This is a genomic window from Rufibacter immobilis, assembly GCF_003721565.1.
Lineage (GTDB): Bacteria > Bacteroidota > Bacteroidia > Cytophagales > Hymenobacteraceae > Nibribacter > Nibribacter immobilis.
In genome coordinates this window covers 314,320-334,613 of the sequence record NZ_RJJE01000009.1, presented here as the reverse complement: position 1 = coordinate 334,613, position 20,294 = coordinate 314,320, and the positions used below count along the sequence as shown (strand labels likewise).

Genomic DNA, 20,294 nt, shown 5'->3' with positions numbered 1-20,294 from the left:
GCCCGGAAACGCAAAATGTTTCCGGGCTCTTTCATTTGGGGAAATATAAAGGAGAGTGACGGCTTTGGCTGTAGCAGTTTATTTTGACGCAATGGCAGACAATGGAAAGGCGTAGCCCAGGGTGAAACTGAGTACCCGGCTTTTTTGGTCGGCGTCTAGGTGAACGTTTGTGGTAAAGGGTTCTTCCCCCGGAATGTCAATAGAAATAGGGCCATCAAACTCTTTCACAAGGTGCGTTAAACCAAAGAAGTACCGCGCATCCAGAAGCAGAGTGCCGCTGCCCAAGGAGACCCCAAAACCTGCCCCTCCCTGCAAACTCAGCTCCAGACGGTTGCTCTGGCTAAAGTTATAGTCTGATTTTAGGTCCCCTGATTTGGATTTACCTGCCATGGCGTAGCCCAGCGAAGGTCCTGCATTAAGGTAAGTACACCATTTCGTTTTTTGAAGCGTGGCCTTAAGAAGAATGGGTACTTCCAAATAAGACAGCCTTCTCTTCTGCTTCATGAAGGCAACCTCTACCTCAGGCAAGAATGGGAGTGTCTCAAAAGTTTGATACCCATGCCTTTTATGAAGAAAATTGATTTCTGGCTAAACGGACAACCATGGCCATCTGGTGACGGGTATGTTCAGGGCCACGCCCGCCACAACGCCTGGCTCATACGTTTCCTCTACCCGCTGCTCAGGAAAGCGCCCAAATGTATAACTGGTAAATGTGACCCCGGCTTTAGGAAGAAGCGTGATTTGGGCATGAACAGCTCCAAAAGGTAAGAATAGAAAGAAGAAGAGGTACGTAATTTTTTTAATCATAAAAGGTTTAGGATAGAATGTAGAATAACCAAGCGCAAAGTTGGGGAATCTTGGCAAGCAAAACTATTGTATAACAGGCGTTTTGCCGTGTTTTCAGAAAAGGAGCCGCTAAACGCAAGCCCGGCCAGTTAAACGCAACAAGTCCTTCCTGTTTGTGCAGGAAGGACTTGCTGTTGTAAGGAAGAAGGGAGGCCGGAAATTAACCTACTGTCTGAATTTTTGACTTATCCAGATTCTCAATAGGTCCGAAGTGGGCTTTCTTTAGCGTGATGCCCGCCACGCGCAGTTGAACCTCCACCGGAGCCAGTTTTTTGGTGATGTCTGAGGAAATCACTTTGCCGTAAAACTCTTTCGCTTCTTTGGCGGCCCCTTTCTCAAAAGAATGGGTAGAGAGTTTCTTGGTGATAGGCAAACCAGGGATGATTTGGTAAGTGGTGCAAACTACCTGGTAGGATGGCAAGAAGGGCGTGATGGCCTTTTTTAGCAAACGTTTCATGTAAAAGTTATAGTATGGAAGGTCTATTTGGTAGGTTAGACAAATATAAACTATAATTTGTTCTTTTTTACACCAAATTAAATTTTCCTGCAAAACAGAACTTTTCAAATAAGCTTAGCCGTGGTAAAAACTGGATTAGGTGTAGCAGGAAGCCTTTTTTACAGCGGAAAACAATTCTTGCGAAGCCTGAATTGGCTGATATTTCTTTTGCGTTTAGCGGCTCTTTTTCTCAAAACAGGGCTAAAACGGCACCGCCCCTGGAGTTAGACCAGGGGCGGTGCCGTTTAGGAAACGGGAAGGAAACAGGAATTAACTTTTTGCCTTTTTAGCGCTTACCACTTTTTCTGCCAGCACCAAGGCATTGTAGGCATTCACCAGCCCCCCAGTAACCGACAGTTCAGAAAGCTTGATTTTCTTTCTGGCCTCGGGCTTGTCACTAGGGGAGAGGGCGGTTTCCTTGGGGTACGTGTTTACCGATTTCAGGAGGACGTCTTTCAGTTCGGCGGCGGTCAGTTCTGGGTAATGTGACCAAACCAGGGCCGCTACTCCGCTTACTACCGGGGTGGAGAAACTGGTACCGTCCATCTTGTTGTACTGGTTCTGCGGCGCCAAAGACACAATGTCTACGCCGGGCGCAAACAAGTCTACGGTCTGCTTTCCGTAGTTGGAGAAACTGCCCACCAGGTCTTTGCCCAGGGCTTTGGAAGTGGCGCCCACTTCAATCCAGCTTCTGATTTGGGAGCCGTTTTCCAGGGTTCTGGTGGGGTAGTGGGGCACCTCGTCATTGTTGGAGGCTTCGTTGCCGGCGGCGTGCACCAGCAGCACGTTCTTAGACTCGGCATATTTCACGGCTTCGTCCACAAACTGCTTCTGCGGCGAGAACCCCTTCCCGAAACTCATGTTGATGATATGGGCCCCGTTGTCTACCGCGTACCTGATGGCCAGGGCAATGTCTTTGTCCCGCTCATCGCCTTCGGGCACGGCCCGGAGCGCCATGATCTGCACGTCTTCGGCAATGCCGTCTATGCCCAGGTTGTTCCCGCGCACACCGGCAATAAGCCCCGAAACAGGCGTGCCGTGGTTAGGTCTGGGACCCGCCACATCATTGTTGCCGTACTTGCGGTCTGTGATAGACTCAGGATTGTCTGCGATGACCGCGCGGGGGTTGAACTCCAGGTTAAGGTGCTTGTCCAGGAACGTGTCTACGTGTTCTTTGTATTTGTAGAAGGCATCTGGGGTGAGGCCCTGGCTCTGGGTGCCCATCATCCATTGGCGGGCCCGCATCACGTTGGGGTCTTTAGACGAAATGCGCTTCACGTCTTCCAGCGTGAATTCCTTCGTCTTGAGGTGCTCGGCTAACACGGCCTGGACGGCCAGCAGGGACTGCTCAAAATCTGCGAGCGTGGCCCGGGTTTTCTGATAATTGGCCAGCTGTTTCTCGTAGGCCTCTTTGCTGCGCAGGTAGGTTTTATATTCCGGCTGCTGCGCCAGCGGGACTTCTGAGATAGAGCTTACATTTTGGTACGTGGGAGCCAGTTTGCGCAGCAGGCGCACGTATTCATAGGTTTCATAGCGGATGTTCTCGCCTTGGGCGTTTCCCAGAAAGCCCCAGCCGTGCACATCGTCTACGTAACCGTTGTTGTCATCGTCCTGTCCGTTGCCGGCTACCTCTTTGGTGTTGGTCCAGATCTTGCCTTTGAGGTCTTCATGGAAAATGTCTACGCCGCTGTCTATCACGGCCACTACAATGGTTTTCTTCGGTTTTTTATTAACGAGGAGTTCTTTGTAGGCTCTGTTCACGCTGGCACCCTGCACGTTGTCTTGCACGGGATCCAGGTTGTACCAGTTCAACAGGCTCTTGTCAAACGCCGAGACTGAGCTAACCGGGTCGTCCTGCGCCAACGCTGGGTGCAGGGTCACTCCCAGAAGGAGCAGACTCAATGACACCCCTGCTATTTTTTTCTTTGGAGTTTTCATGCTGTAGTTTGTATCAAATACCAAGCCTGTTTTGTGGAGCGGCAGGTTTCTGAGAAGTGGATTTATTCTTTCTGAAAAGGTACAAAGTTTCATAGAAACCCCCTTGTACGCAGGCGCCTTTATTTTAGGCCTGTTTTAGGAAAAAGAGCCGCTAAACGGGAGCAAAGCGGCCCGAAATGGTGTTGTCTGGCTTTCGGGATAGGAAATGTGCTTTTGCGGCGTGGCGGAGCCGCCTTAAACCGGAAATTTATATCGTATCTTTGTGTTCCTATTTTTATAACGCACCATGATTTCAGTTGATTCGGTCTCCGTTGAGTTCAACGGCGCGGCTTTGTTCAGTAACGTCACTTTTAACATCAATGAAACCGACCGTATCGCCCTCATGGGCAAGAACGGCGCCGGTAAATCTACCCTGCTCAAGATCATTGCGGGGGTAAACAAGCCTACCAAAGGCAAAGTGTCGGCGCCCAAAGATGCCGTGATCGCTTACCTGCCCCAGCACCTGCTCACCAAAGACGAGAGCACGGTGTTTGAGGAAGCCTCCAAAGCCTTCGGGAATATTCTGGAGATGAAAACCAGAATGGAGGAGCTCAACACCCAACTGGAAACCCGCACCGACTATGAGTCTGACGACTACATGAAGCTGATTGAGGAGGTTTCTGAACTGAGTGAGAAATACTACTCCATTGAGGAAATCAACTTCGATGCCGAGGTAGAGAAAACCCTCTTGGGCCTGGGCTTCCTGCGCCCCGATTTCACCCGCAACACCAGCGAGTTCAGCGGGGGCTGGCGCATGCGCATTGAGCTGGCCAAAATCCTGCTGCAGAAACCAGATTTGATCCTGCTGGATGAGCCCACCAACCACCTGGACATTGAATCTGTGCAGTGGCTGGAGGATTTCCTCATCAACAACGCCAAAGCCGTGATCGTTATTTCCCATGATAAAACCTTCGTGGACAACATCACCAACCGCACCATTGAGGTAACCATGGGCCGCATCTATGACTACAAGGTGCCGTACACCCAGTATTTACAGTTGCGCAAAGAGCGCCGCGAGCAACAGCAGCGCCAGTATGATGACCAGCAGAAAGAAATTGCCGACATCACGGCGTTTATTGAACGTTTCAAGGGTACGTACTCCAAAACCCTTCAGGTACAGTCCAGGGTGAAGATGCTGGAGAAAATGGAGCTGATTGAGGTAGACGAGGTAGATACCTCGGCGCTGAGCCTCAAATTCCCGCCCGCCCCGCGTTCCGGTAATTACCCGGTCATTGTGGAGGAACTCACCAAGAAATACGGCGACCACACGGTATTCAAAGATGCTTCTCTGACCATTGAGCGCGGCGAGAAAGTGGCCTTTGTGGGCAAGAACGGCGAGGGGAAATCTACGCTCATCAAAGCCATCATGGGCGAAATTGACTACGAAGGCAAGCTGCAACTGGGCCATAACTGCCTGGTGGGTTACTTCGCGCAGAACCAGGCATCCTTGCTGGACGAGGACCTGACCATCTTCCAGACCATTGACCAGATTGCCGTGGGCGAGGTGCGTACCAAGATCAAAGACATTCTGGGAGCCTTCATGTTCAGCGGCGATGCCGTGGAGAAGAAAGTGAAAATGCTGTCTGGCGGGGAGAAAACCCGTCTGGCCATGATCAAACTGCTCCTGCAACCCGTGAACCTCTTGATTCTGGATGAGCCCACCAACCACCTGGACATCAAAACCAAGGACATCCTGAAAGACGCGCTCAAAGCCTTTGACGGCACGTTGATTCTGGTTTCCCACGACCGTGACTTCCTGGACGGCCTGGCCGAAAAAGTATTTGAGTTCGGGAACAAGCGCATACGGGAGCACTTTGAAGACATCAACGGCTTCCTACGCAACAAGAAAATGGAAAATCTTAGAGAGATTGAAAGAAAGACTGTAGCCAGCTAAGCCTGAAACTGATTAGATATGAAAACTCCTCATCTGCCTTTGGCAGGTGAGGAGTTTTATATTTGATACAGTTGCACCGTAACGGCGTGTGTTTATGAAATAGAACCATCCCAACAGTGACTGTAAATTGTGCTTGCCGCATTTCAATTTCTGGCGTCTGTGTTGTAACTCGCGGTTCAGATTCTTACCTCACAACAAACATGCTTTATTCCCTCAGAAAGATCGCCTTGGCGGCGGCCATCAGTTTGCCACTGGCGGCCAGTGCCCAGAACCAGGACTCATTGCACATCCGGAAAATCTATGACATGGCCCTTAGCCAAGGACAGAGCTATGAACAGTTGCGCTACCTCACCAGCCGCATTGGGGCCCGGTTAAGCGGATCGCCGCAGGCTGCGGCCGCCGTGGAATGGGCGCGCCAGGAGATGGGTGAAATGGGGCTAGACCGTGTGTACCTGCAAGAAGTGATGGTGCCGCATTGGGTGCGCGGCGAGAAAGAATACGCGGCCATTGTGAACTCCAGAATTACGCCTACCCGTGAAGTGCAGGTGCTGGCGCTGGGTGGCTCCGTGGCCACGCCTGCCAACGGGCTTACCGCCGAGGTAGTGGAGGTGCAAAGCATAGACGAACTAAAAAAGCTGGGCAAGAAAAAGGTGCAGGGCAAGATTGTGTTCTTCGGGAGGGCCTTTGACCAAACCCATATCAATACCATGGATGCCTACCGCGGTGCCGTAGACCAGCGTTCCAGCGGCCCGTCTGAGGCAGGCCGTTTAGGGGCCGTGGGCGTGGTGGTGCGTTCCATGGCTTCCAATACCGACGATTTTCCGCACACAGGTGGTTTACGGTACGCCGAGGGAGCACCCAGGATTCCGGCCGTGGCCATCAGTCCCAAAGGTGCAGATCTGCTCAGCAAACTGCTCAAGGAAGACGACAAGTTGCAGTTCCATCTGCGCATGAACCCGCAGTGGCTCCCAGACGTGCTCAGCTACAACGTGATTGGCGAAATCAAAGGCACGGAAAAACCAGATGAGATCATTGTGGTAGGCGGCCACCTGGACAGCTGGGACATTGGCGAAGGCGCCCATGACGACGGCACCGGCTGTGTACAATCCATGGAGGTGCTGCGCCTCATGAAGGCCATGGGCTACAAACCCAAGCGCACCATTAGGGCCGTGATGTACATGAACGAGGAAAACGGTCTGCGCGGCGGTACCAAATACGCAGAGATAGCCAAGAAGCAGGGCGAGAAACACATTGCCGCCATTGAGTCAGACGAGGGAGGCTTTACACCGCGCGGGTTCGGGATTTCCGCTCCTACCCAGGCGGCTTTCCAGAAGGCCCTTTCCTGGAAGAATTTGCTGGCTCCCTACGGCCTCCACGACATTGAACCCAACGGCGGCGGTGCCGACATTGGCCCGCTGAAAGATGACCGCGTGGCCCTCATCGGGTTTCTGCCAGATTCCCAACGCTACTTTGACATCCACCACACCGCCAACGACACCTTTGACAAAGTGAACCGCCGCGAACTGGAACTAGGCGGCGCCTCCATGGCCGCGCTGGTTTATTTGATTGATCAATACGGGTTGTAAGTATTTTACCTCCTTAAGAGAAATGCGTTTAGGGGCTATTTTTGGAAAAAGAGCCCCTAAACGCATTTCTATCTTAGAATGGAAGCGTCAGGCGTTGATGGAAGTTGCGCAGAGAGAGACATAAGCCAGCGTAAGCAAATAACCCCAGAAAACCCGTACCTTTGCCCATGGTAAAAACGGAGTTCGCTTGAAAAAAATCCTCATCATCCGGTTCTCGTCCATTGGCGATATTGTGCTCACCACCCCGGTCATCCGGTGCGTGAAGGAGCAGGTGCCGGGCGCCGAAGTGCATTTCTGCACCAAAGCCGCCTTCCGGAATATCATCGCCAGTAATCCGTACGTAGACAAAGTCTTCTGCCTGGAGAAGTCTTTGAAGGACCTGTTGGCGCAACTCAAGGCCGAGAACTATGATCTGGTACTGGATCTGCACAACAACCTGCGCACTCGCATCCTTAAAACCCGTCTGGGCCGCCCCGCCCGCAGTTTTGATAAGCTAAACTACCGCAAGTGGCTGCTGGTGAAGTTCAAAATCAACCGGATGCCAGACGTGCACATTGTGGACCGCTACCTAGCCACCGCGGCTCCGCTGGGCGTGAAAAATGACGGCAAAGGCCTGGATTATTTCATCCCGGAGCAAGACGAAATAGACCTGAACACGCTTCCCCAGACGCACCAGAACGGGTACTACGCCATGGCCATTGGGGCGCAGCACTACACCAAGCGCCTGCCCGTGGACCGACTCATTGAGCTCTGCGCGAAGATCAACGGACCTATTGTGTTGCTGGGCGGAAAGGAAGACCTGGAGGTGGGCAGAATGGTGGAGATGTATTTTTCCTCTGAGCCCTATAGCTCCCAGGCCTCTGAGGGAGGGAAGCAAACCTTCATCTATAACGCCTGCGGGAAATACAACCTCAACGGCTCGGCCTCTTTGGTGCGGCAGGCCCGCGCCGTGTTCAGCCATGACACGGGGCTCATGCACATTGCGGCAGCCTTCCAGAAGAAAATCTACAGCATCTGGGGGAATACCGTTCCGGCCTTCGGGATGTACCCCTACACGCAGGATTATGAGGTGATGGAGGTGAAGAATCTGTATTGCCGGCCATGCTCCAAGATTGGCTATTCCCAATGCCCCCAGCGGCATTTCCGCTGCATGCGCGAGATCAACTTTGACTTTACCTTGCCCGTGCCGGAACAGCAGCGCTAAGTGCAACCTCAGTTCCTGTTTTTTAGCCGGTTCCTCTTTTCGCACGTAAACAAAGGCAGAACAACAGAAACTGCTATGGCTGCCAAACCCATTCTGTACGGAGCCGATTGGTGCAAGAAGACCATCGCCATCCAGGACTACTTCAAAACCCATGACGTGGCCTACGACTACATCAACGTAGAGCAAACCGACGAAGCCATGCAGGCCATCAAAGACATGAACCGCGGCAAAGTCCGGTTCCCCATGGTGGTGGTAGGAGAGCAAGCTCCCCTGAAAAATCCCTCACCCGATGAACTGGACAAAGCCCTAACCACGGAGTAATCACGGCTGAAAATACCAAAGCACGTTTTGGCGCTAATTCAGGAAAAAGAGCCCCTCAACGCTTACTTACTGGCGGAAGCGGCCGCTCGTGTCGCTGTTCTTCATGGTGCTTTACCAAAACAAGCTAATTTAGAAATAGACATAGCCAGGCACAAGCGGTGCATGCACCATATAGAGTAAATCACAAAACGGCTCGCCTATCATGCTTTGAAGCGCGCAGTTTATTTCTGTATTAAAAGAACAGCTTTCTATCACGCTTCTGGGAGTGTTCATTGCGCTGAGTAAAGGTTTGCTGTTGGTGGTACGGCTTTGTCATCCCCCTACCCCCTTCAAAGGGGGACATAATGTGTGCAGGGAATCCGATCAGATCTTAGCGGAGGGAGAAGCGCAATGTTAAGCGACTGCTTATTGTCAATGTGTACACATTCTCTTGGCTGATGTGCGCAGCACGAGTGACTTAGGCTAGCGGAATGGAGATAATTACCTACTAAGCTTCCCACCCATATGAAGCCGCAACAGTAATGAAACCATTCCAGTCTTTCGGCCGAGCGCCTAGCACTCTTGCGGTGCCGCGGCAGCGGCAGGCCCGGAGGGGCCAGCTTGAGGGCACAGCGCGAGGGCGGAAGACGAGGCCCCGCGGCCGTGAGCGCTTACCGCCAAAGATGAAACAATACTGCTAGTAAAACCATAGAAAAGCGGCTCTTCCAAGGCAACAGCAAACTACATGCACAATAACTATCGGGAGACATCAAGACCTCTTCAAAACAAGAAAAGCGTTTAGGGGCTGTTTTTCCAAAAACAGCCCCTAAACGCTTTAGCAGAAGCAGCGGGTAAAAGTTTACTTCGTGATCATCTCAAACCCAGTATAGGCATGCAAGGCCTTCGGCAACTTAATGCCTTCAGGTGTCTGGTTGTTCTCCAGCAAAGCCGCCACAATTCGCGGTAAGGCCAAAGCACTTCCGTTAAGCGTGTGCAGGAGTTGGGGCTTACCACCCTCGGTGCGTTGGCGCAGTTTCAATCTATTGGCTTGGTAGGTTTCAAAGTTAGAGACAGAGCTTACCTCCAGCCATCGGCCTTGGGCCGCAGAATACACTTCCATGTCATAGGTGAGGGCAGAGGTGAAACCCATGTCGCCACCGCAGAGACGGAGCACGCGGTATGGCAGTTCCAGTTTCTGGAGCAGGTTCTGGATGTATTGGCTCATTTCCTCCAGGGCCTCATAAGACTTCTCCGGGGTTTGAATCTGCACAATCTCCACTTTGTCAAACTGGTGCAGGCGGTTGAGGCCGCGCACATCGGCCCCCCAGGAACCGGCCTCTCTTCTAAAACAGGGCGTGTAGCCTACGTTCTTGATGGGCAGTTTGCCTTCAGCGATGATCTCATCGCGGTAAAGGTTCGTGATGGGTACCTCAGCGGTGGGGATGAGGTAGAGGTTGTCGGCGGTGGCATGGTACATCTGGCCTTCCTTGTCGGGGAGCTGGCCGGTGCCGTAGCCAGAGGCTTCGTTCACCATAATGGGCGGCTGCACTTCGGTGTAACCGGCTTTGAGGGCTTCCTCTAAGAAGAAGTTAATGAGCGCGCGCTGTAGACGGGCTCCCTGGCCTTTGTACACCGGAAACCCGGCCCCGGTGATTTTATTGCCCAGGTCAAAGTCTATGATGTCATACTGCTTGATGAGGTCCCAATGCGGGTGGGCGCCTTGCGGCAAAGCAGGGATGGTGCCGTGTTCCAGTACTACCTCGTTGTCTTCAGAAGAGCGGCCGGCGGGTACGCTGCTGTGCGGGATGTTAGGCAGTTTGTAGAGAGCCTGCTGCACGGCCTGTTCCAGGTGCTGTACCTCGTCGTCCAGAGATTTAGTGCGCAGTTTCAGCTCGGCAGTTTCGGCTTTCAGGGCTTCGGCCTGCTCTTTCTGGCCGCTTTTCATGAGGCCGCCTATCTCTTTGGCCAGGGCGTTGGCGCGGCCCAGCAGTTCATCGCGCTCGGTTTGCAATGTGCGGCGCTGTTGGTCCAGGTCTAGCAGAGTTTGTACTTCCTGGGCGGCATTGGGGAAATTCCTTTTCTGTAAGCCGGCAAGGACCAGGTCAGTTTGTTCGCGTAAAACGGGTATCTGTAGCATGGTGCGTCTATTTATGAGTATGCAAAAATAGAATATTTTGAATAGGCTACGCCAAAGGGCACTTTTTTATGGGAATTTGTGTAACATTATATATAAAACTTCTCGTACTGCTTGTAAATTAGAACGAGGCTGTCTAACATTGCAGTACATTTTCTGAACAACCGCCATCCTGGTTCTTCATTATTTCTTACACACCAATTTTTTCCTGTTTATCCGTCTGCCCGTTGCGCTCTGCAACCGCTATGCATTTAAACCGAATAGCTAAATTATTCTATGTACAACATTGACGAGTTGAAAGATTCTCTTCTTTCAGAGCTCAAAGAAATTGCTGAAAACCTCGGCGTCACGAACTTCAAGAAGCTTAGCAAACAAGACCTGATTTATAAAATCCTTGATCAGCAAGCTGTTACTCCGGTTGAAAATCTCCCCAAAAAATATAAAAAAGCTTCTAAGAAAGCAGACGAGCAGGAAAATACTCCTGCCGTGGCGGTAGAGGCACCAGAAGTATCAGATGTACCCGTTGCGGCTCCGGCACCGATGGCAGAAGTCCCCGCGCCAGAAGCCGAGGCCGCCGCACCCGCCAGACCGGCCAGAACCCAGGCAGAGCGTCCCGTTCGCAGCGAGCGCGGTCCGGCTACGGTACGGGAGGAGCGCCCACGGTTAGCAAGAGCGCCGCGGGAAGAAGCGCCCCGTGAGCCCAGAGAGCAGGCACCAGCCCGCCCAGAAGCCCGTGAGCCACGTGAGAACCGGATGGAAGCCTCCCGCGAGAACCGTCCGCAGCAGAACCGGGAGTTCCAGCCCCGTGAACCACGCGAGAATGCCCCCAGGGAAAACCGTGAGCCCAGAGAGCAGCGCGAACCAAGGGAGTTCCAGGCGCGTGAGCCCCGTGAAAACCGCGAGAATAATCCTAATTGGCAGAACCGCCGGGAGCAGAACCAGAATCCTAATCAGAACCGCCCACAGCAGCAGAACAACGCCAATAACCCCAATTTCAGAGAGTTTGACGGCGTGATTGCCAATGAAGGTGTTCTGGAATTGATGCAAGATGGCTACGGTTTCCTGCGCTCTGCCCATTACCACTACCTGGCCAGCCCAGATGATATTTATGTGTCTCCCTCGCAGATTAAGCTGTTCGGCTTAAAAACCGGCGACACGGTGAAAGGAACAGTACGGGCTCCTAAAGAAGGAGAAAAGTACTTTGCCTTGTTAAAAGTGGATTCTGTGAATGGACGTACTACCGAAGAGATTCGGGACCGCATCCCTTTCCAGCACTTGACACCGCTTTTCCCTGAAGAGCGCCTGAAATTAACTACCCGTTCCAGCCAATACTCTACCCGCATCATGGACCTGTTCGCGCCAATAGGGAAAGGACAGCGTGGATTGATTGTGGCCCAGCCGAAGACGGGTAAAACAGTTCTCCTGAAGGAGATCGCAAACGCCATCACGGAGAACCACCCCGAGGTGTACCTCATGATCTTGTTGATTGATGAACGCCCCGAGGAGGTAACGGACATGGCCCGCAGCGTGAAAGCCGAGGTTATTGCCTCTACCTTTGACGAACAGGCCGACCGCCACGTGAAGATCTCCAGCATTGTCCTGGACAAAGCCAAGCGCATGGTAGAGTGCGGCCATGACGTGGTGATCCTCCTGGATTCCATTACCCGTCTGGCCCGGGCCTATAACACCGTGGTGCCGTCTTCCGGTAAAATCCTGTCTGGGGGGGTAGATGCCAACGCGCTGCACAAGCCTAAGCGTTTCTTTGGCGCGGCCCGTAACGTGGAGAACGGCGGTTCATTGACCATCATAGCCACCGCCCTCATTGAGACCGGTTCTAAGATGGATGAGGTGATCTTTGAAGAATTCAAAGGAACCGGTAACATGGAGCTTCAGCTGGACCGTAAACTGGCCAACAAGCGCGTGTACCCAGCCATTGACGTGCCCGCCTCCGGTACCCGCCGCGAAGACCTGCTCATGGACCGCGACGAGCTCAGCCGCGTTTGGATCCTGCGCAAATTCATGTCTGACATGAACTCTGTAGAAGCCATGGAGTTTCTGAAAGACCGTATGAAAGGCACCAAAGACAACGAGGAGTTCCTGATTTCCATGAACGGTTAAGTAACCAGACTATATTTTAGCAAAACGAAGGCCAGCAGAGAAATCTGTTGGCCTTTGCTTTTTAGCTAATCTCCCGTTTAGGGGCTGTTTTTAGAAAAAGAGGCTCTAAACGGAAAGGAACTTCTTTAAGCGGTTAGGATATAGTATCTTACCTCACAGACATGCGTTTATATGCCGCTACAGGATGTAAACTGTATGTTTTGGTATAGATATATTGGGGATAAATGCACTGGTGCATTTATCTAGATGTTAGCGCCAATGTAAAAATGATAGAAAACGATATTCCGTATTTTGAAATTAAGGGCAGCGGCGATTTCATTAGAGTTGAACTAGCTCATCTTTCGCATCCAAATGCTGGACATGAATGGGATAAAAATTGGGTTAAATCCAATGTAACTGTTAAAGCAGGTGGATTCTCTGGGAAATTTACCTGCGACTTAATGACGACCGACTTTGCAAGGTTCCAAGAACAGGTCTCTAGGCTTTACAACGAGTTGGATGGGGCAGCGGTTTTTGACACAATTGAAGAACAGGTAAATATCAAAATAAAAGGGGACGGGTTCGGCCATTTTGAAGCTGATTGTGTTGTGATGGATTTTGCCGGTACTGGCAACACTCTAGAATTCCTTATAAACTTCGACCAAACAATAATTCCACAGGTCGTAAGGCAATTAGCTAACATAGCAAAGGACTTTCCAGTAACGGGGACTTAGAAACTTAATAAGAATAAAAAAACACAGGCGCTAACACTGTATAAAAATCATGCTTCGGCCGACGGCCTCACACGTTTTTTATACTAACCGTTGCCTGTAATTTAAATTATTATAAAGCTCAATTAAAATTCTATATGATTTAATTAATTGAATATGGATTTGTTTGTAATAATTATTGTAATCCTTTTTTTTAATCTTGCCTTCTTAGCGATGCTGTTTAGGTTGTCGACTTGGTATAACATTAGAAAAGAGGGTTACGGTTATCATTTGGTCTGTTTAAATTTTGCGGCCTTGCTAATTTTTATAAATGAACAGATAAGCTTTTTTATTGATTACCCATTCATAATTAAGGTGATTGTTGCTTTGTCCATCCCTTACTTAGCATTAGGTCTTTTCAAGAAAAGATTAACCGACTTTGTAAATAGTTTATTAGGAGACTCAAGAAAGTAAAGAATGAATTTGGCTCGACTATTACAATAAGCTTAAGAGAACTTAAAACGTTTTCGAGCAGATTTTGGGAAAACACGCCGGAAATAAGAAAAAACCGCAATGCTTAAAAGAAAAACAAGAACTAACACTGTATAAACGTTACCTCAGCCGGCGGCCTCGCACGTTGTTTATACTAACCGTTCTAACAAAAATTGGTTTTATTAATTCAAAGCTTCAGGTATGACCAATCATTGCCCTAGTTCGGGTAAGCTTTCCTCAATCCCTGACAAGTCCATTGAACAAATAGAAGTCACTTATAGAGTTATAAAAGACATCGCATACGGTTTAGATAATGACCAAACGATGGATATGTATATCTCCGCAGATGCCAAAAACCTAGGAGGTGAAAATTTTACTGTCGTTTTCCTGCATGGTGGCGCTTTTTATCTCAGTGATAAATCTCTTGAGGAAAAGTACATTCAACCTTATCTCAGCAAAGGGATGCATGTGGTAAATGTGAATTACCGGCTTAAGCAAGGGATACCTAAAGCAACAGAAGATTTAGCAATTGCTCTCAATTTTCTAGAAGCTACTAATGCCAAGAATACTTTAAACTTAAGCAACGTTATTCTGGCAGGCTTTTCAGCGGGAGCACATATTGCCAGCACGGTAGGGCTTTCAGTTAATCATCCTGAGTCTCCTTATAAGTTAAATGAAGGAATCAGGATTGCTGGAATCATTAATTTCTCTGGGTTAGTAGATGGATTAGACCTGGTGGAAAGAAGGTTCATGGACCATGGAGACCAGTGGATGAAAGATATTGGAGAGGCTCTGTTTCCTTTGAGCCACGGATATACCCCTAAAGAGATTATTTCCAGGTATGAGCCTATTACCTACTTTGATCAAGATGACCCGCCCTTCTTTTTGTGGTACGGTGGAAAAGACGACCAAATTCCACCTAGTACGTTTGAGCAATTTGTGCAATTGCTTTATGAGAATAAGGAAAAGAATGTAGTTATGTATTCACCAGAAAGTAGCCACTTCCCCAATGCAACGGAACGGAAAGATATCTACAATAGAATTTTTGATTTTCTGGATAAACTAGGGCAAGCCACCTCCTGATAAGACCATACTTATAAGTGCATCCGTTACGTTTTACAAACCCGGCTAATGCGTGAAGGAATTAGTTTACCATCATCCCCTAAAAATGAGGCTGCGGCCTATCAATAAATTGTTGAGCGCCCACTAAAACATACCTACTCCTTGCATGAGAAAACGTAACACTATTTTACTGGCAGTTTTCGCTGTTGTTTTCTCATCGTGTCAGCAACAGAAGTCCTATTCCTTTAAAGACATTCCTTGTCCTTATGCAGAGACACCAACCTGGAGCGGGGGCAAAATCTCTTCCTTAGATAATCTGGCGGGTAAGGCCAAAGTGAATGCCTTGCGGGAAGAGGAGGTCAGACCGCATCTTCAAGCCCTGCCGACAATACATCTACAGGGCCCTCTTTAAAGCTCCAGACGGCACGCTTCTCTCAGACAGCAGAGTATGGCTGATGGCTACCGGAAGAGCATGGCCTGCCCAACCAGAGGTACAGGATGAGGTTGCGCAACAGTTTGAAGTGCGGGACGAGGAGCTGGTAGAACTTAGAAAGCACTTTGTCAATAGAAAACTTGCTGCGCTTGACGTGATTACTACCCAGGAAACCACCGGTGTTATTGAAAACAGCGAAGAGGTCTGGATGCACCCGTTCAGGTCCAATCAGTTTGATTTCACGGAGGTGGCCGGCTTTCCGGAGGTGCAGTTGCCGCTGGAGATAGGCAAAACCTGGACCAGTTACATCCATCCCGGCAAGGGGTGGGGAGATTGGGAAAATACTACCGTCACCAGTGTCTACCGCGTGAAAAAACAGGAGAAACTTAAAACTGCTTTCAGGGAGTTTGAGAACTGCTGGAAAATAGCCTGTGTAAGCACCGCTCCCTTCGGTGATTCCAAGCATGACTTCTGGTTTGACGCCCACTACGGGTTTGTGCGCATGGAATACACCAACTACCAAGGCCAGACCCTCACGTTTGATCTGGAAGAAGTGATTGAGAAATAGGGTTGCCTGTTGTTGGCTTACTAATCCCTTGTTAAACATTCTCCTTTAGCTTCAATAAAATGGAAAACCGGTTTCAAGAATTCTTGTAAGACCAATTTCCTGACGCTGAGAAGAAGCACAGGATGCACTCGTTTGTGCAGCCAATCCAGCCCCTCGGAAAAATAATCTTCCTCTGCTTGTGATTTTCCCGGAGCTTCAGATACTAATTGGTTGAAGTTCGATTTCTGATGGATATACAAAGCAGATTTACCAAAGTTATCAAAGAGAATGACGGCCTTATTTTCAAAGTCGCCACGCTTTACACCAACAGCCACCAAGACAGAAAAGACCTGTACCAGGAAATTGTCTATCAGCTTTGGAAATCCTTTGGCTCCTTCAACGGACAGGCGAAACTCAGCACCTGGATGTACAGAGTAGCTCTTAACACGGCCATTTATTCCCTAAAGCAAGCCAAAAGGAGAATTGACACCATTCCTTTTGACGTAGAAAAAGATCAGTTTCCTGAGGAACTGGATAAGACCGAGGAGGAACGGATCAAAATGCTTCATGAGCACATCCAACGGCTAAATCTCCTGGAGAGAGGGATTATTCTTCTGTATCTGGAAGGGAAAAGCTATGAAGAGATTGCCACTATTATAGGGATTACCACCAGCAACGTGGGTACCAGAATTTCAAGAATCAAAGAGAAACTAAAATCTAACATTACAAAAAACCAATAGCCATGGAATTAGAAGAAATGGAAAGAGCCTGGGGTGACCTCAGCAAGAGAATAGAAAAACAGGAGCAACGCATAGACAGTGCCGTAAACACGATGATTCAGCAAAAATACCGCTCCAGGTTAGATAAAATAAGGTATGCAGAATCTATAGGCACTTTTATCTGCTATGCAGGAGCAGCCTATGTAAGCCTGAATTTGACCAAGATAGAGGGAGTGATGATGCAATTAGCAGCGGCCCTTTCTATTATGCTGCTGCTGTTGCTTCCGGTTATTTCTCTTCAATCAGTAAGGGCAATCAAGAGTGCAGATATCTTGTCTAAAACGTACCTAGAGGCAATCCAGGATTTTTCCAAGCAGAAGATCAAGTTTCAGCAGCTGCAGAAAATAAACGTCTGCTTAGGTTTGGTGCTCATGCTGCTGGCTTTACCGGTGCTGGCAGCCATTCAGGGGAAGAGCCTCACGCAAATTCCGTACTTTCTGACGCTTATTTTCCCTCTCTTGGTGGTATTCGTGCTGGTCTTTGCCTTTTGGGTATTGAGACACTATAACAAAGTGCTGCGGGAAGCTGAGAGAATGTTAGATGAAACCAATCCTGTCTCATCTTTCTAAGGGGCGCTCCTTCCACCCATCAACCGCCAAAACTCCCGTATCGCACGGCTTTTTTCTGCTCTGGGTCATACACCAGCAGCCGTCCGTCTTCCTTGCCCAGCAGGTACTTGAACCCAACCGCCTTGTGGTTGGCCTGAATCTTTTTCCAAGCGGTTTCGCTTACAAACGAGGTTTGCGCCGGTGTATTGGGCGCTATGGCCGGGGAGATAAAATCCTTAGGCTCCACAAATTCCTCCATGCGCTTCAGGATATAGGCAGCGCGCTGCTCCTGGGTAACGGTTGAGCCCTCCATCTCATATACCAGGCTGGCTTCCAGGTCAGCGGCCGGAAAATGTTCTTCATGGATCAGGCGGCCATCTTGGGTGGTAATGGTGAAGTGCACCTGCCCTTGCGTGATGGAATCTCCGCGCAAAACCAGCCGGAAATAGTCTGGGCTTTGGGGAGAGGAGAAAAGGTGGGTCCGTTGCACAATGTGCTGGATCTGTCTGGGTTGCCCCAATGCCGGTTGTCCTTTCTCCTGGCCTGCGGAAGCGGAAGAGGTGGCCGCGGTTTCTTCCTGCGTAGAAGACTGGCAACTGGCCAAAGCCGCCAATAGTACCACAAAATACGTTTTGCGCATGTTTTTAGAAAAATAGCCTCTAAACGTGTACGTGCGGTGCGCTTAGTGGTTTGTGTAGAGCTGCCACAGCAGGATAAGCCCAAACGCGAAGCTCATGCTCAGGGAAGAGACTTTGTTCATGCGCATGGTATTCTCAAAGTTAGCCTCGCGGGCATTTCGCCGCACCTTCCAGAGCCATTGCCCAAATACCCAAACCACCGGTCCAGTACCCACCAGAAACAGGACACCGTGCAGCAACTCGGCGCGCCGCCAGTAGGTGTAGAAGAGTACTGCGGTGGCCGTGAGCAGGCTGGCCGCCGCAAAGTAAAAAGTCCCCCACAACCCTAAGAGCAAGCTCAGGGTCTGGTCGCCGCGGCGGGCATCTTCCTCGTGCTGGTATACTTGCGTGAGCGGGTAGGAACCGCACAGAAACAGCGAGCTCACCAGCGCCAGCAACAGGTTGTTGGTGTGCAACAGATCTTGTTCGGCGTAGCCGATGCCCACCTGCACCATCAGATACGTGAACGCCCCTTGGAACACCACCACCACCGCCGTGCTTATCAGCGGGTACTTCTTGAGCCGGATGCCTTTGTAACTGTAGGCCTTGGATACGAGCAGGTACAGCAGCACCATGGCGGCAAAAGTCACGGAGAGGAACAGGGAAAACAGCACAGCCAGTCCGTCAAAAAGCAGCACGAGCCAGTACAGGGACTGCGTCACTTTGGGCGGATGCTTGAGGCCGCCAATGCTGCCTTCGTCGCGGTCATAGTAGGAGTTGTAGCCGTTGCTGGCGGGGTACACCAGCAGGTGCAAAATCAGGAACACAGCCAAGGCTTTCCAGAAGGAGATCTCTGGGGCGGCGGCACTCAGCGCGAACCAGTAAATGGGCATCAGGAAGAGCGAGAACGGGATGCGGAGCAAACGCCAGGCATCTGACCAGGATGAATTCATGCCCACAGTTTACGAAGGATAACCTATTAAATACAAGACCCCGGTGCCGCTCCAGTGCCGTGCCCGCCCAATGTGCCAGGTGTAGTTCGGGGCATCTAAGCTGGCAACCATGCGGTGCAGGTGCGCGGGCGTGTACAGGCGCAGCAGGGAAACGGTACCGTCCCAGACGGTGCCCAGCGGAATGAGCGGGACAAGGTACGTGAAGAAAAGCCGGCTCCAGGTAAAGGGCCTGATGAACGGAGTGATGAGCAGAATGAGCCACGGAAACACCAGCCACACCAGCAAGAGCTCGTGCCAACGCTTGCCAGCTCCTTCAAACACACCAATGCCCTGGTTCTGGCGCACGGCATCAGCTAAGATGGCGGTGGCCGTCTGGGGCTGGAAATGGTGGAACGCCGAGAAAACCGTCCGGAAACCGGGCATGTCCGCGGGCACGGCGGTGGCGTCTATAGGCTGTGTTTCAAAAGTGAGCGCCCCTTTGGTTTGCTCCGCCAGAAAACGGTAGGCCTCCAGGTTGGGGTATTTATCGGTGAGGGTGATGCGGTAAGGCTGGCTGCCCTGTTTTTCCAGCTCCTGCCAGATCTGTTTGATGCCGCCGCCCGCGCCGGAGCAAAGATCCACCAACTGGGTTTGTTTGGTTTTCTCCAGAGCCTCGCGCAGCAGCGGCACCACCGGTTTGTAAATGCCCAATGCCGTAATGAGAAACCGGAGCACGTCCATCATGCCCTGGCGCACCGCGTGCGGAAACCAAGCCTGGTCTTCCAGTTCAAACAGCTGCCAACGGATTTTCAAAGTCTTCGGGTAAAGGTGAACGGTGGGTATAGTACGGGTAGTGCCAACTTGCGTTTAGCGCCTGATTTCGGAAAAACGGCCCCTAAACGCACTGGGGCTGTTGGTTTGTCAATGAAGTTTGAAATGATAGATGGGTAAGGTGCTTAAAATCAGACTTTCATAGCGTTTGTCCTAGGAGGCATTCAAGGAGTAAGCTACCCTTAAGAAACAGGAACTACAAGCTTAGAAGACATAAAAAAGCTCACCCAACGTGTATGGGTGAGCTTGTGCGGTCTTGAAACAACTACTCTGCCTTCAAGGTGAGGGTAGAGCCGTCTGGGGCCTGCAGTTTCATGTCATCTTCGCTCAACTCGGCTACCTTGAAGTTCTCGCTCACGTTGTTGTTGGCGTAAGTGAGGCTCAGGTTTTTGTTGGCGGCGTCATACATCCAGGTGCCGTTGGCCGACTGGCTTTCTGAGGTCTGGGTGAAGTTGCCGTTGGCGAAGAACTGGATTTGCTCCTGTTTCTCCTCTGAGGTGAGTTTATCTTTATCGCCGGAGGCGGTGGTTTCTTTGCTGGCTTTCCAGACTTTGCTGTTGGCGCCCGAAATCATCTGGGAGTTGCCGCCTTCAGACTTCTTGCCGCAGCTGCTAAAGGTGAAGGCGCTTAGCCAAACCAGGCACACAAGCGTGAATAGACGGTTGGCCGGAGATGCAATTTTCATTTTCATAGTGGTAGGTGTTAGTACGGTGTAAAGTAGGGTCTATTAGGTGGTAAACCCGTGTTTCATACGTGGCATTTTTTACACAGTTCTATGAAAATAAACAAACTTATGAAAGGGTGCCTCG

20 protein-coding genes are annotated in these 20,294 nt (G+C 50.5%); 12 read left to right on the top strand and 8 right to left on the bottom strand.

The annotated features are described in order from the left end of the window. Window positions 1-78 precede the first annotated feature (78 nt). Window positions 79-504 carry a porin family protein gene (locus EFA69_RS08730; protein WP_148041310.1) on the bottom strand — a complete coding sequence of 142 codons (426 nt, stop codon included), beginning with the start codon at window positions 502-504 and terminating at the stop codon, window positions 79-81. 63 nt (window positions 505-567) lie between these two features. Here EFA69_RS08730 and EFA69_RS20115 point away from each other — a divergent pair, with 63 nt between their 5' ends. Continuing rightward, the gene (locus tag EFA69_RS20115; protein ID WP_148041309.1) at window positions 568-768 is read left to right on the top strand and encodes a hypothetical protein; all 201 of its coding nucleotides are present in this window, start codon (window positions 568-570) and stop codon (window positions 766-768) included. Between the two features lie 238 nt (window positions 769-1,006). Here EFA69_RS20115 and EFA69_RS08720 read toward each other — a convergent pair whose 3' ends face one another. Next, on the bottom strand, window positions 1,007-1,303 hold the full coding sequence (locus EFA69_RS08720; RefSeq protein WP_123132717.1) for a hypothetical protein: 297 nt from the start codon (window positions 1,301-1,303) through the stop codon (window positions 1,007-1,009). A 309-nt stretch (window positions 1,304-1,612) separates the two neighbouring features. Then, window positions 1,613-3,280, bottom strand: a complete 1,668-nt coding sequence (locus EFA69_RS08715; RefSeq protein ID WP_183906727.1) for a S8 family peptidase — start codon at window positions 3,278-3,280, stop codon at window positions 1,613-1,615. 286 nt (window positions 3,281-3,566) lie between these two features. Between EFA69_RS08715 and EFA69_RS08710 the strand changes: the two genes are divergently transcribed. The 4 genes from EFA69_RS08710 to EFA69_RS08695 all read left to right on the top strand — a co-directional run bounded on the left by EFA69_RS08710 (window position 3,567) and on the right by EFA69_RS08695 (window position 8,324). Then, window positions 3,567-5,213: an ABC-F family ATP-binding cassette domain-containing protein gene (locus tag EFA69_RS08710; protein WP_123132715.1), complete on the top strand. Its 1,647-nt coding sequence runs from the start codon at window positions 3,567-3,569 to the stop codon at window positions 5,211-5,213. A gap of 200 nt (window positions 5,214-5,413) precedes the next feature. Further along, on the top strand, window positions 5,414-6,799 hold the full coding sequence (locus tag EFA69_RS08705; RefSeq protein ID WP_123132714.1) for a M28 family peptidase: 1,386 nt from the start codon (window positions 5,414-5,416) through the stop codon (window positions 6,797-6,799). A 187-nt stretch (window positions 6,800-6,986) separates the two neighbouring features. Further along, window positions 6,987-8,003: a glycosyltransferase family 9 protein gene (locus EFA69_RS08700; RefSeq protein WP_123132713.1), complete on the top strand. Its 1,017-nt coding sequence runs from the start codon at window positions 6,987-6,989 to the stop codon at window positions 8,001-8,003. Between the two features lie 75 nt (window positions 8,004-8,078). Then, window positions 8,079-8,324: a glutaredoxin family protein gene (locus EFA69_RS08695; protein WP_148041308.1), complete on the top strand. Its 246-nt coding sequence runs from the start codon at window positions 8,079-8,081 to the stop codon at window positions 8,322-8,324. A gap of 838 nt (window positions 8,325-9,162) precedes the next feature. On the opposite strand, the gene serS is transcribed toward EFA69_RS08695, so the two are convergent. Beyond that, window positions 9,163-10,440 (bottom strand): serine--tRNA ligase, encoded by a 1,278-nt coding sequence (gene serS / locus EFA69_RS08690; RefSeq protein ID WP_123132711.1) that lies wholly within the window; start codon window positions 10,438-10,440, stop codon window positions 9,163-9,165. A 273-nt stretch (window positions 10,441-10,713) separates the two neighbouring features. Between serS and rho the strand changes: the two genes are divergently transcribed. The 7 genes from rho (at window position 10,714) to EFA69_RS08655 (ending at window position 17,126) form a co-directional block, all read left to right on the top strand. Next, entirely contained in the window at window positions 10,714-12,555 is a 1,842-nt protein-coding gene (gene rho, locus EFA69_RS08685) for a transcription termination factor Rho (RefSeq protein WP_123132710.1), read from the top strand. A gap of 266 nt (window positions 12,556-12,821) precedes the next feature. Further along, window positions 12,822-13,268 carry a WapI family immunity protein gene (locus tag EFA69_RS08680; RefSeq protein WP_148041307.1) on the top strand — a complete coding sequence of 149 codons (447 nt, stop codon included), beginning with the start codon at window positions 12,822-12,824 and terminating at the stop codon, window positions 13,266-13,268. Between the two features lie 669 nt (window positions 13,269-13,937). Then, on the top strand, window positions 13,938-14,819 hold the full coding sequence (locus EFA69_RS08670; protein WP_123132707.1) for an alpha/beta hydrolase: 882 nt from the start codon (window positions 13,938-13,940) through the stop codon (window positions 14,817-14,819). Between the two features lie 145 nt (window positions 14,820-14,964). Further along, on the top strand, window positions 14,965-15,210 hold the full coding sequence (locus EFA69_RS20110; RefSeq protein WP_148041306.1) for a hypothetical protein: 246 nt from the start codon (window positions 14,965-14,967) through the stop codon (window positions 15,208-15,210). A gap of 43 nt (window positions 15,211-15,253) precedes the next feature. Further along, window positions 15,254-15,799: a hypothetical protein gene (locus EFA69_RS08665; protein ID WP_123132706.1), complete on the top strand. Its 546-nt coding sequence runs from the start codon at window positions 15,254-15,256 to the stop codon at window positions 15,797-15,799. A 227-nt stretch (window positions 15,800-16,026) separates the two neighbouring features. Next, window positions 16,027-16,518: an RNA polymerase sigma factor gene (locus EFA69_RS08660; RefSeq protein ID WP_123132705.1), complete on the top strand. Its 492-nt coding sequence runs from the start codon at window positions 16,027-16,029 to the stop codon at window positions 16,516-16,518. Between the two features lie 2 nt (window positions 16,519-16,520). Then, complete coding sequence (locus EFA69_RS08655) at window positions 16,521-17,126, top strand: hypothetical protein (protein WP_123132704.1); 606 nt, start codon at window positions 16,521-16,523, stop codon at window positions 17,124-17,126. 19 nt (window positions 17,127-17,145) lie between these two features. Here the strand turns inward: EFA69_RS08655 and EFA69_RS08650 are convergent, their stop codons facing one another. The 4 genes from EFA69_RS08650 to EFA69_RS08635 form a co-directional block, all read right to left on the bottom strand. Next, complete coding sequence (locus tag EFA69_RS08650) at window positions 17,146-17,745, bottom strand: hypothetical protein (protein WP_123132703.1); 600 nt, start codon at window positions 17,743-17,745, stop codon at window positions 17,146-17,148. Between the two features lie 42 nt (window positions 17,746-17,787). Then, on the bottom strand, window positions 17,788-18,675 hold the full coding sequence (locus tag EFA69_RS08645; protein ID WP_123132702.1) for a UbiA family prenyltransferase: 888 nt from the start codon (window positions 18,673-18,675) through the stop codon (window positions 17,788-17,790). Window positions 18,676-18,684: 9 nt separating this feature from the next. Next, entirely contained in the window at window positions 18,685-19,467 is a 783-nt protein-coding gene (locus EFA69_RS08640) for a class I SAM-dependent methyltransferase (RefSeq protein ID WP_123132701.1), read from the bottom strand. A 283-nt stretch (window positions 19,468-19,750) separates the two neighbouring features. Further along, entirely contained in the window at window positions 19,751-20,170 is a 420-nt protein-coding gene (locus tag EFA69_RS08635) for a lipocalin-like domain-containing protein (RefSeq protein ID WP_221175696.1), read from the bottom strand. Window positions 20,171-20,294: the final 124 nt, after the last annotated feature.

What these genes read in the sequence shown, in the direction of transcription:
- EFA69_RS08730 (WP_148041310.1), bottom strand. Translation starts at nt 504, where the DNA reads ATGAAGCAGAAGAGAAGGCTGTCTTATTTGGAAGTACCCATTCTTCTT.
- EFA69_RS20115 (WP_148041309.1), top strand. Translation starts at nt 568, where the DNA reads ATGAAGAAAATTGATTTCTGGCTAAACGGACAACCATGGCCATCTGGT.
- EFA69_RS08720 (WP_123132717.1), bottom strand. Translation starts at nt 1,303, where the DNA reads ATGAAACGTTTGCTAAAAAAGGCCATCACGCCCTTCTTGCCATCCTAC.
- EFA69_RS08715 (WP_183906727.1), bottom strand. Translation starts at nt 3,280, where the DNA reads ATGAAAACTCCAAAGAAAAAAATAGCAGGGGTGTCATTGAGTCTGCTC.
- EFA69_RS08710 (WP_123132715.1), top strand. Translation starts at nt 3,567, where the DNA reads ATGATTTCAGTTGATTCGGTCTCCGTTGAGTTCAACGGCGCGGCTTTG.
- EFA69_RS08705 (WP_123132714.1), top strand. Translation starts at nt 5,414, where the DNA reads ATGCTTTATTCCCTCAGAAAGATCGCCTTGGCGGCGGCCATCAGTTTG.
- EFA69_RS08695 (WP_148041308.1), top strand. Translation starts at nt 8,079, where the DNA reads ATGGCTGCCAAACCCATTCTGTACGGAGCCGATTGGTGCAAGAAGACC.
- serS (WP_123132711.1), bottom strand. Translation starts at nt 10,440, where the DNA reads ATGCTACAGATACCCGTTTTACGCGAACAAACTGACCTGGTCCTTGCC.
- rho (WP_123132710.1), top strand. Translation starts at nt 10,714, where the DNA reads ATGTACAACATTGACGAGTTGAAAGATTCTCTTCTTTCAGAGCTCAAA.
- EFA69_RS08680 (WP_148041307.1), top strand. Translation starts at nt 12,822, where the DNA reads ATGATAGAAAACGATATTCCGTATTTTGAAATTAAGGGCAGCGGCGAT.
- EFA69_RS08670 (WP_123132707.1), top strand. Translation starts at nt 13,938, where the DNA reads ATGACCAATCATTGCCCTAGTTCGGGTAAGCTTTCCTCAATCCCTGAC.
- EFA69_RS20110 (WP_148041306.1), top strand. Translation starts at nt 14,965, where the DNA reads ATGAGAAAACGTAACACTATTTTACTGGCAGTTTTCGCTGTTGTTTTC.
- EFA69_RS08665 (WP_123132706.1), top strand. Translation starts at nt 15,254, where the DNA reads ATGGCTACCGGAAGAGCATGGCCTGCCCAACCAGAGGTACAGGATGAG.
- EFA69_RS08660 (WP_123132705.1), top strand. Translation starts at nt 16,027, where the DNA reads ATGGATATACAAAGCAGATTTACCAAAGTTATCAAAGAGAATGACGGC.
- EFA69_RS08655 (WP_123132704.1), top strand. Translation starts at nt 16,521, where the DNA reads ATGGAATTAGAAGAAATGGAAAGAGCCTGGGGTGACCTCAGCAAGAGA.
- EFA69_RS08650 (WP_123132703.1), bottom strand. Translation starts at nt 17,745, where the DNA reads ATGCGCAAAACGTATTTTGTGGTACTATTGGCGGCTTTGGCCAGTTGC.
- EFA69_RS08645 (WP_123132702.1), bottom strand. Translation starts at nt 18,675, where the DNA reads ATGAATTCATCCTGGTCAGATGCCTGGCGTTTGCTCCGCATCCCGTTC.
- EFA69_RS08635 (WP_221175696.1), bottom strand. Translation starts at nt 20,170, where the DNA reads ATGAAAATTGCATCTCCGGCCAACCGTCTATTCACGCTTGTGTGCCTG.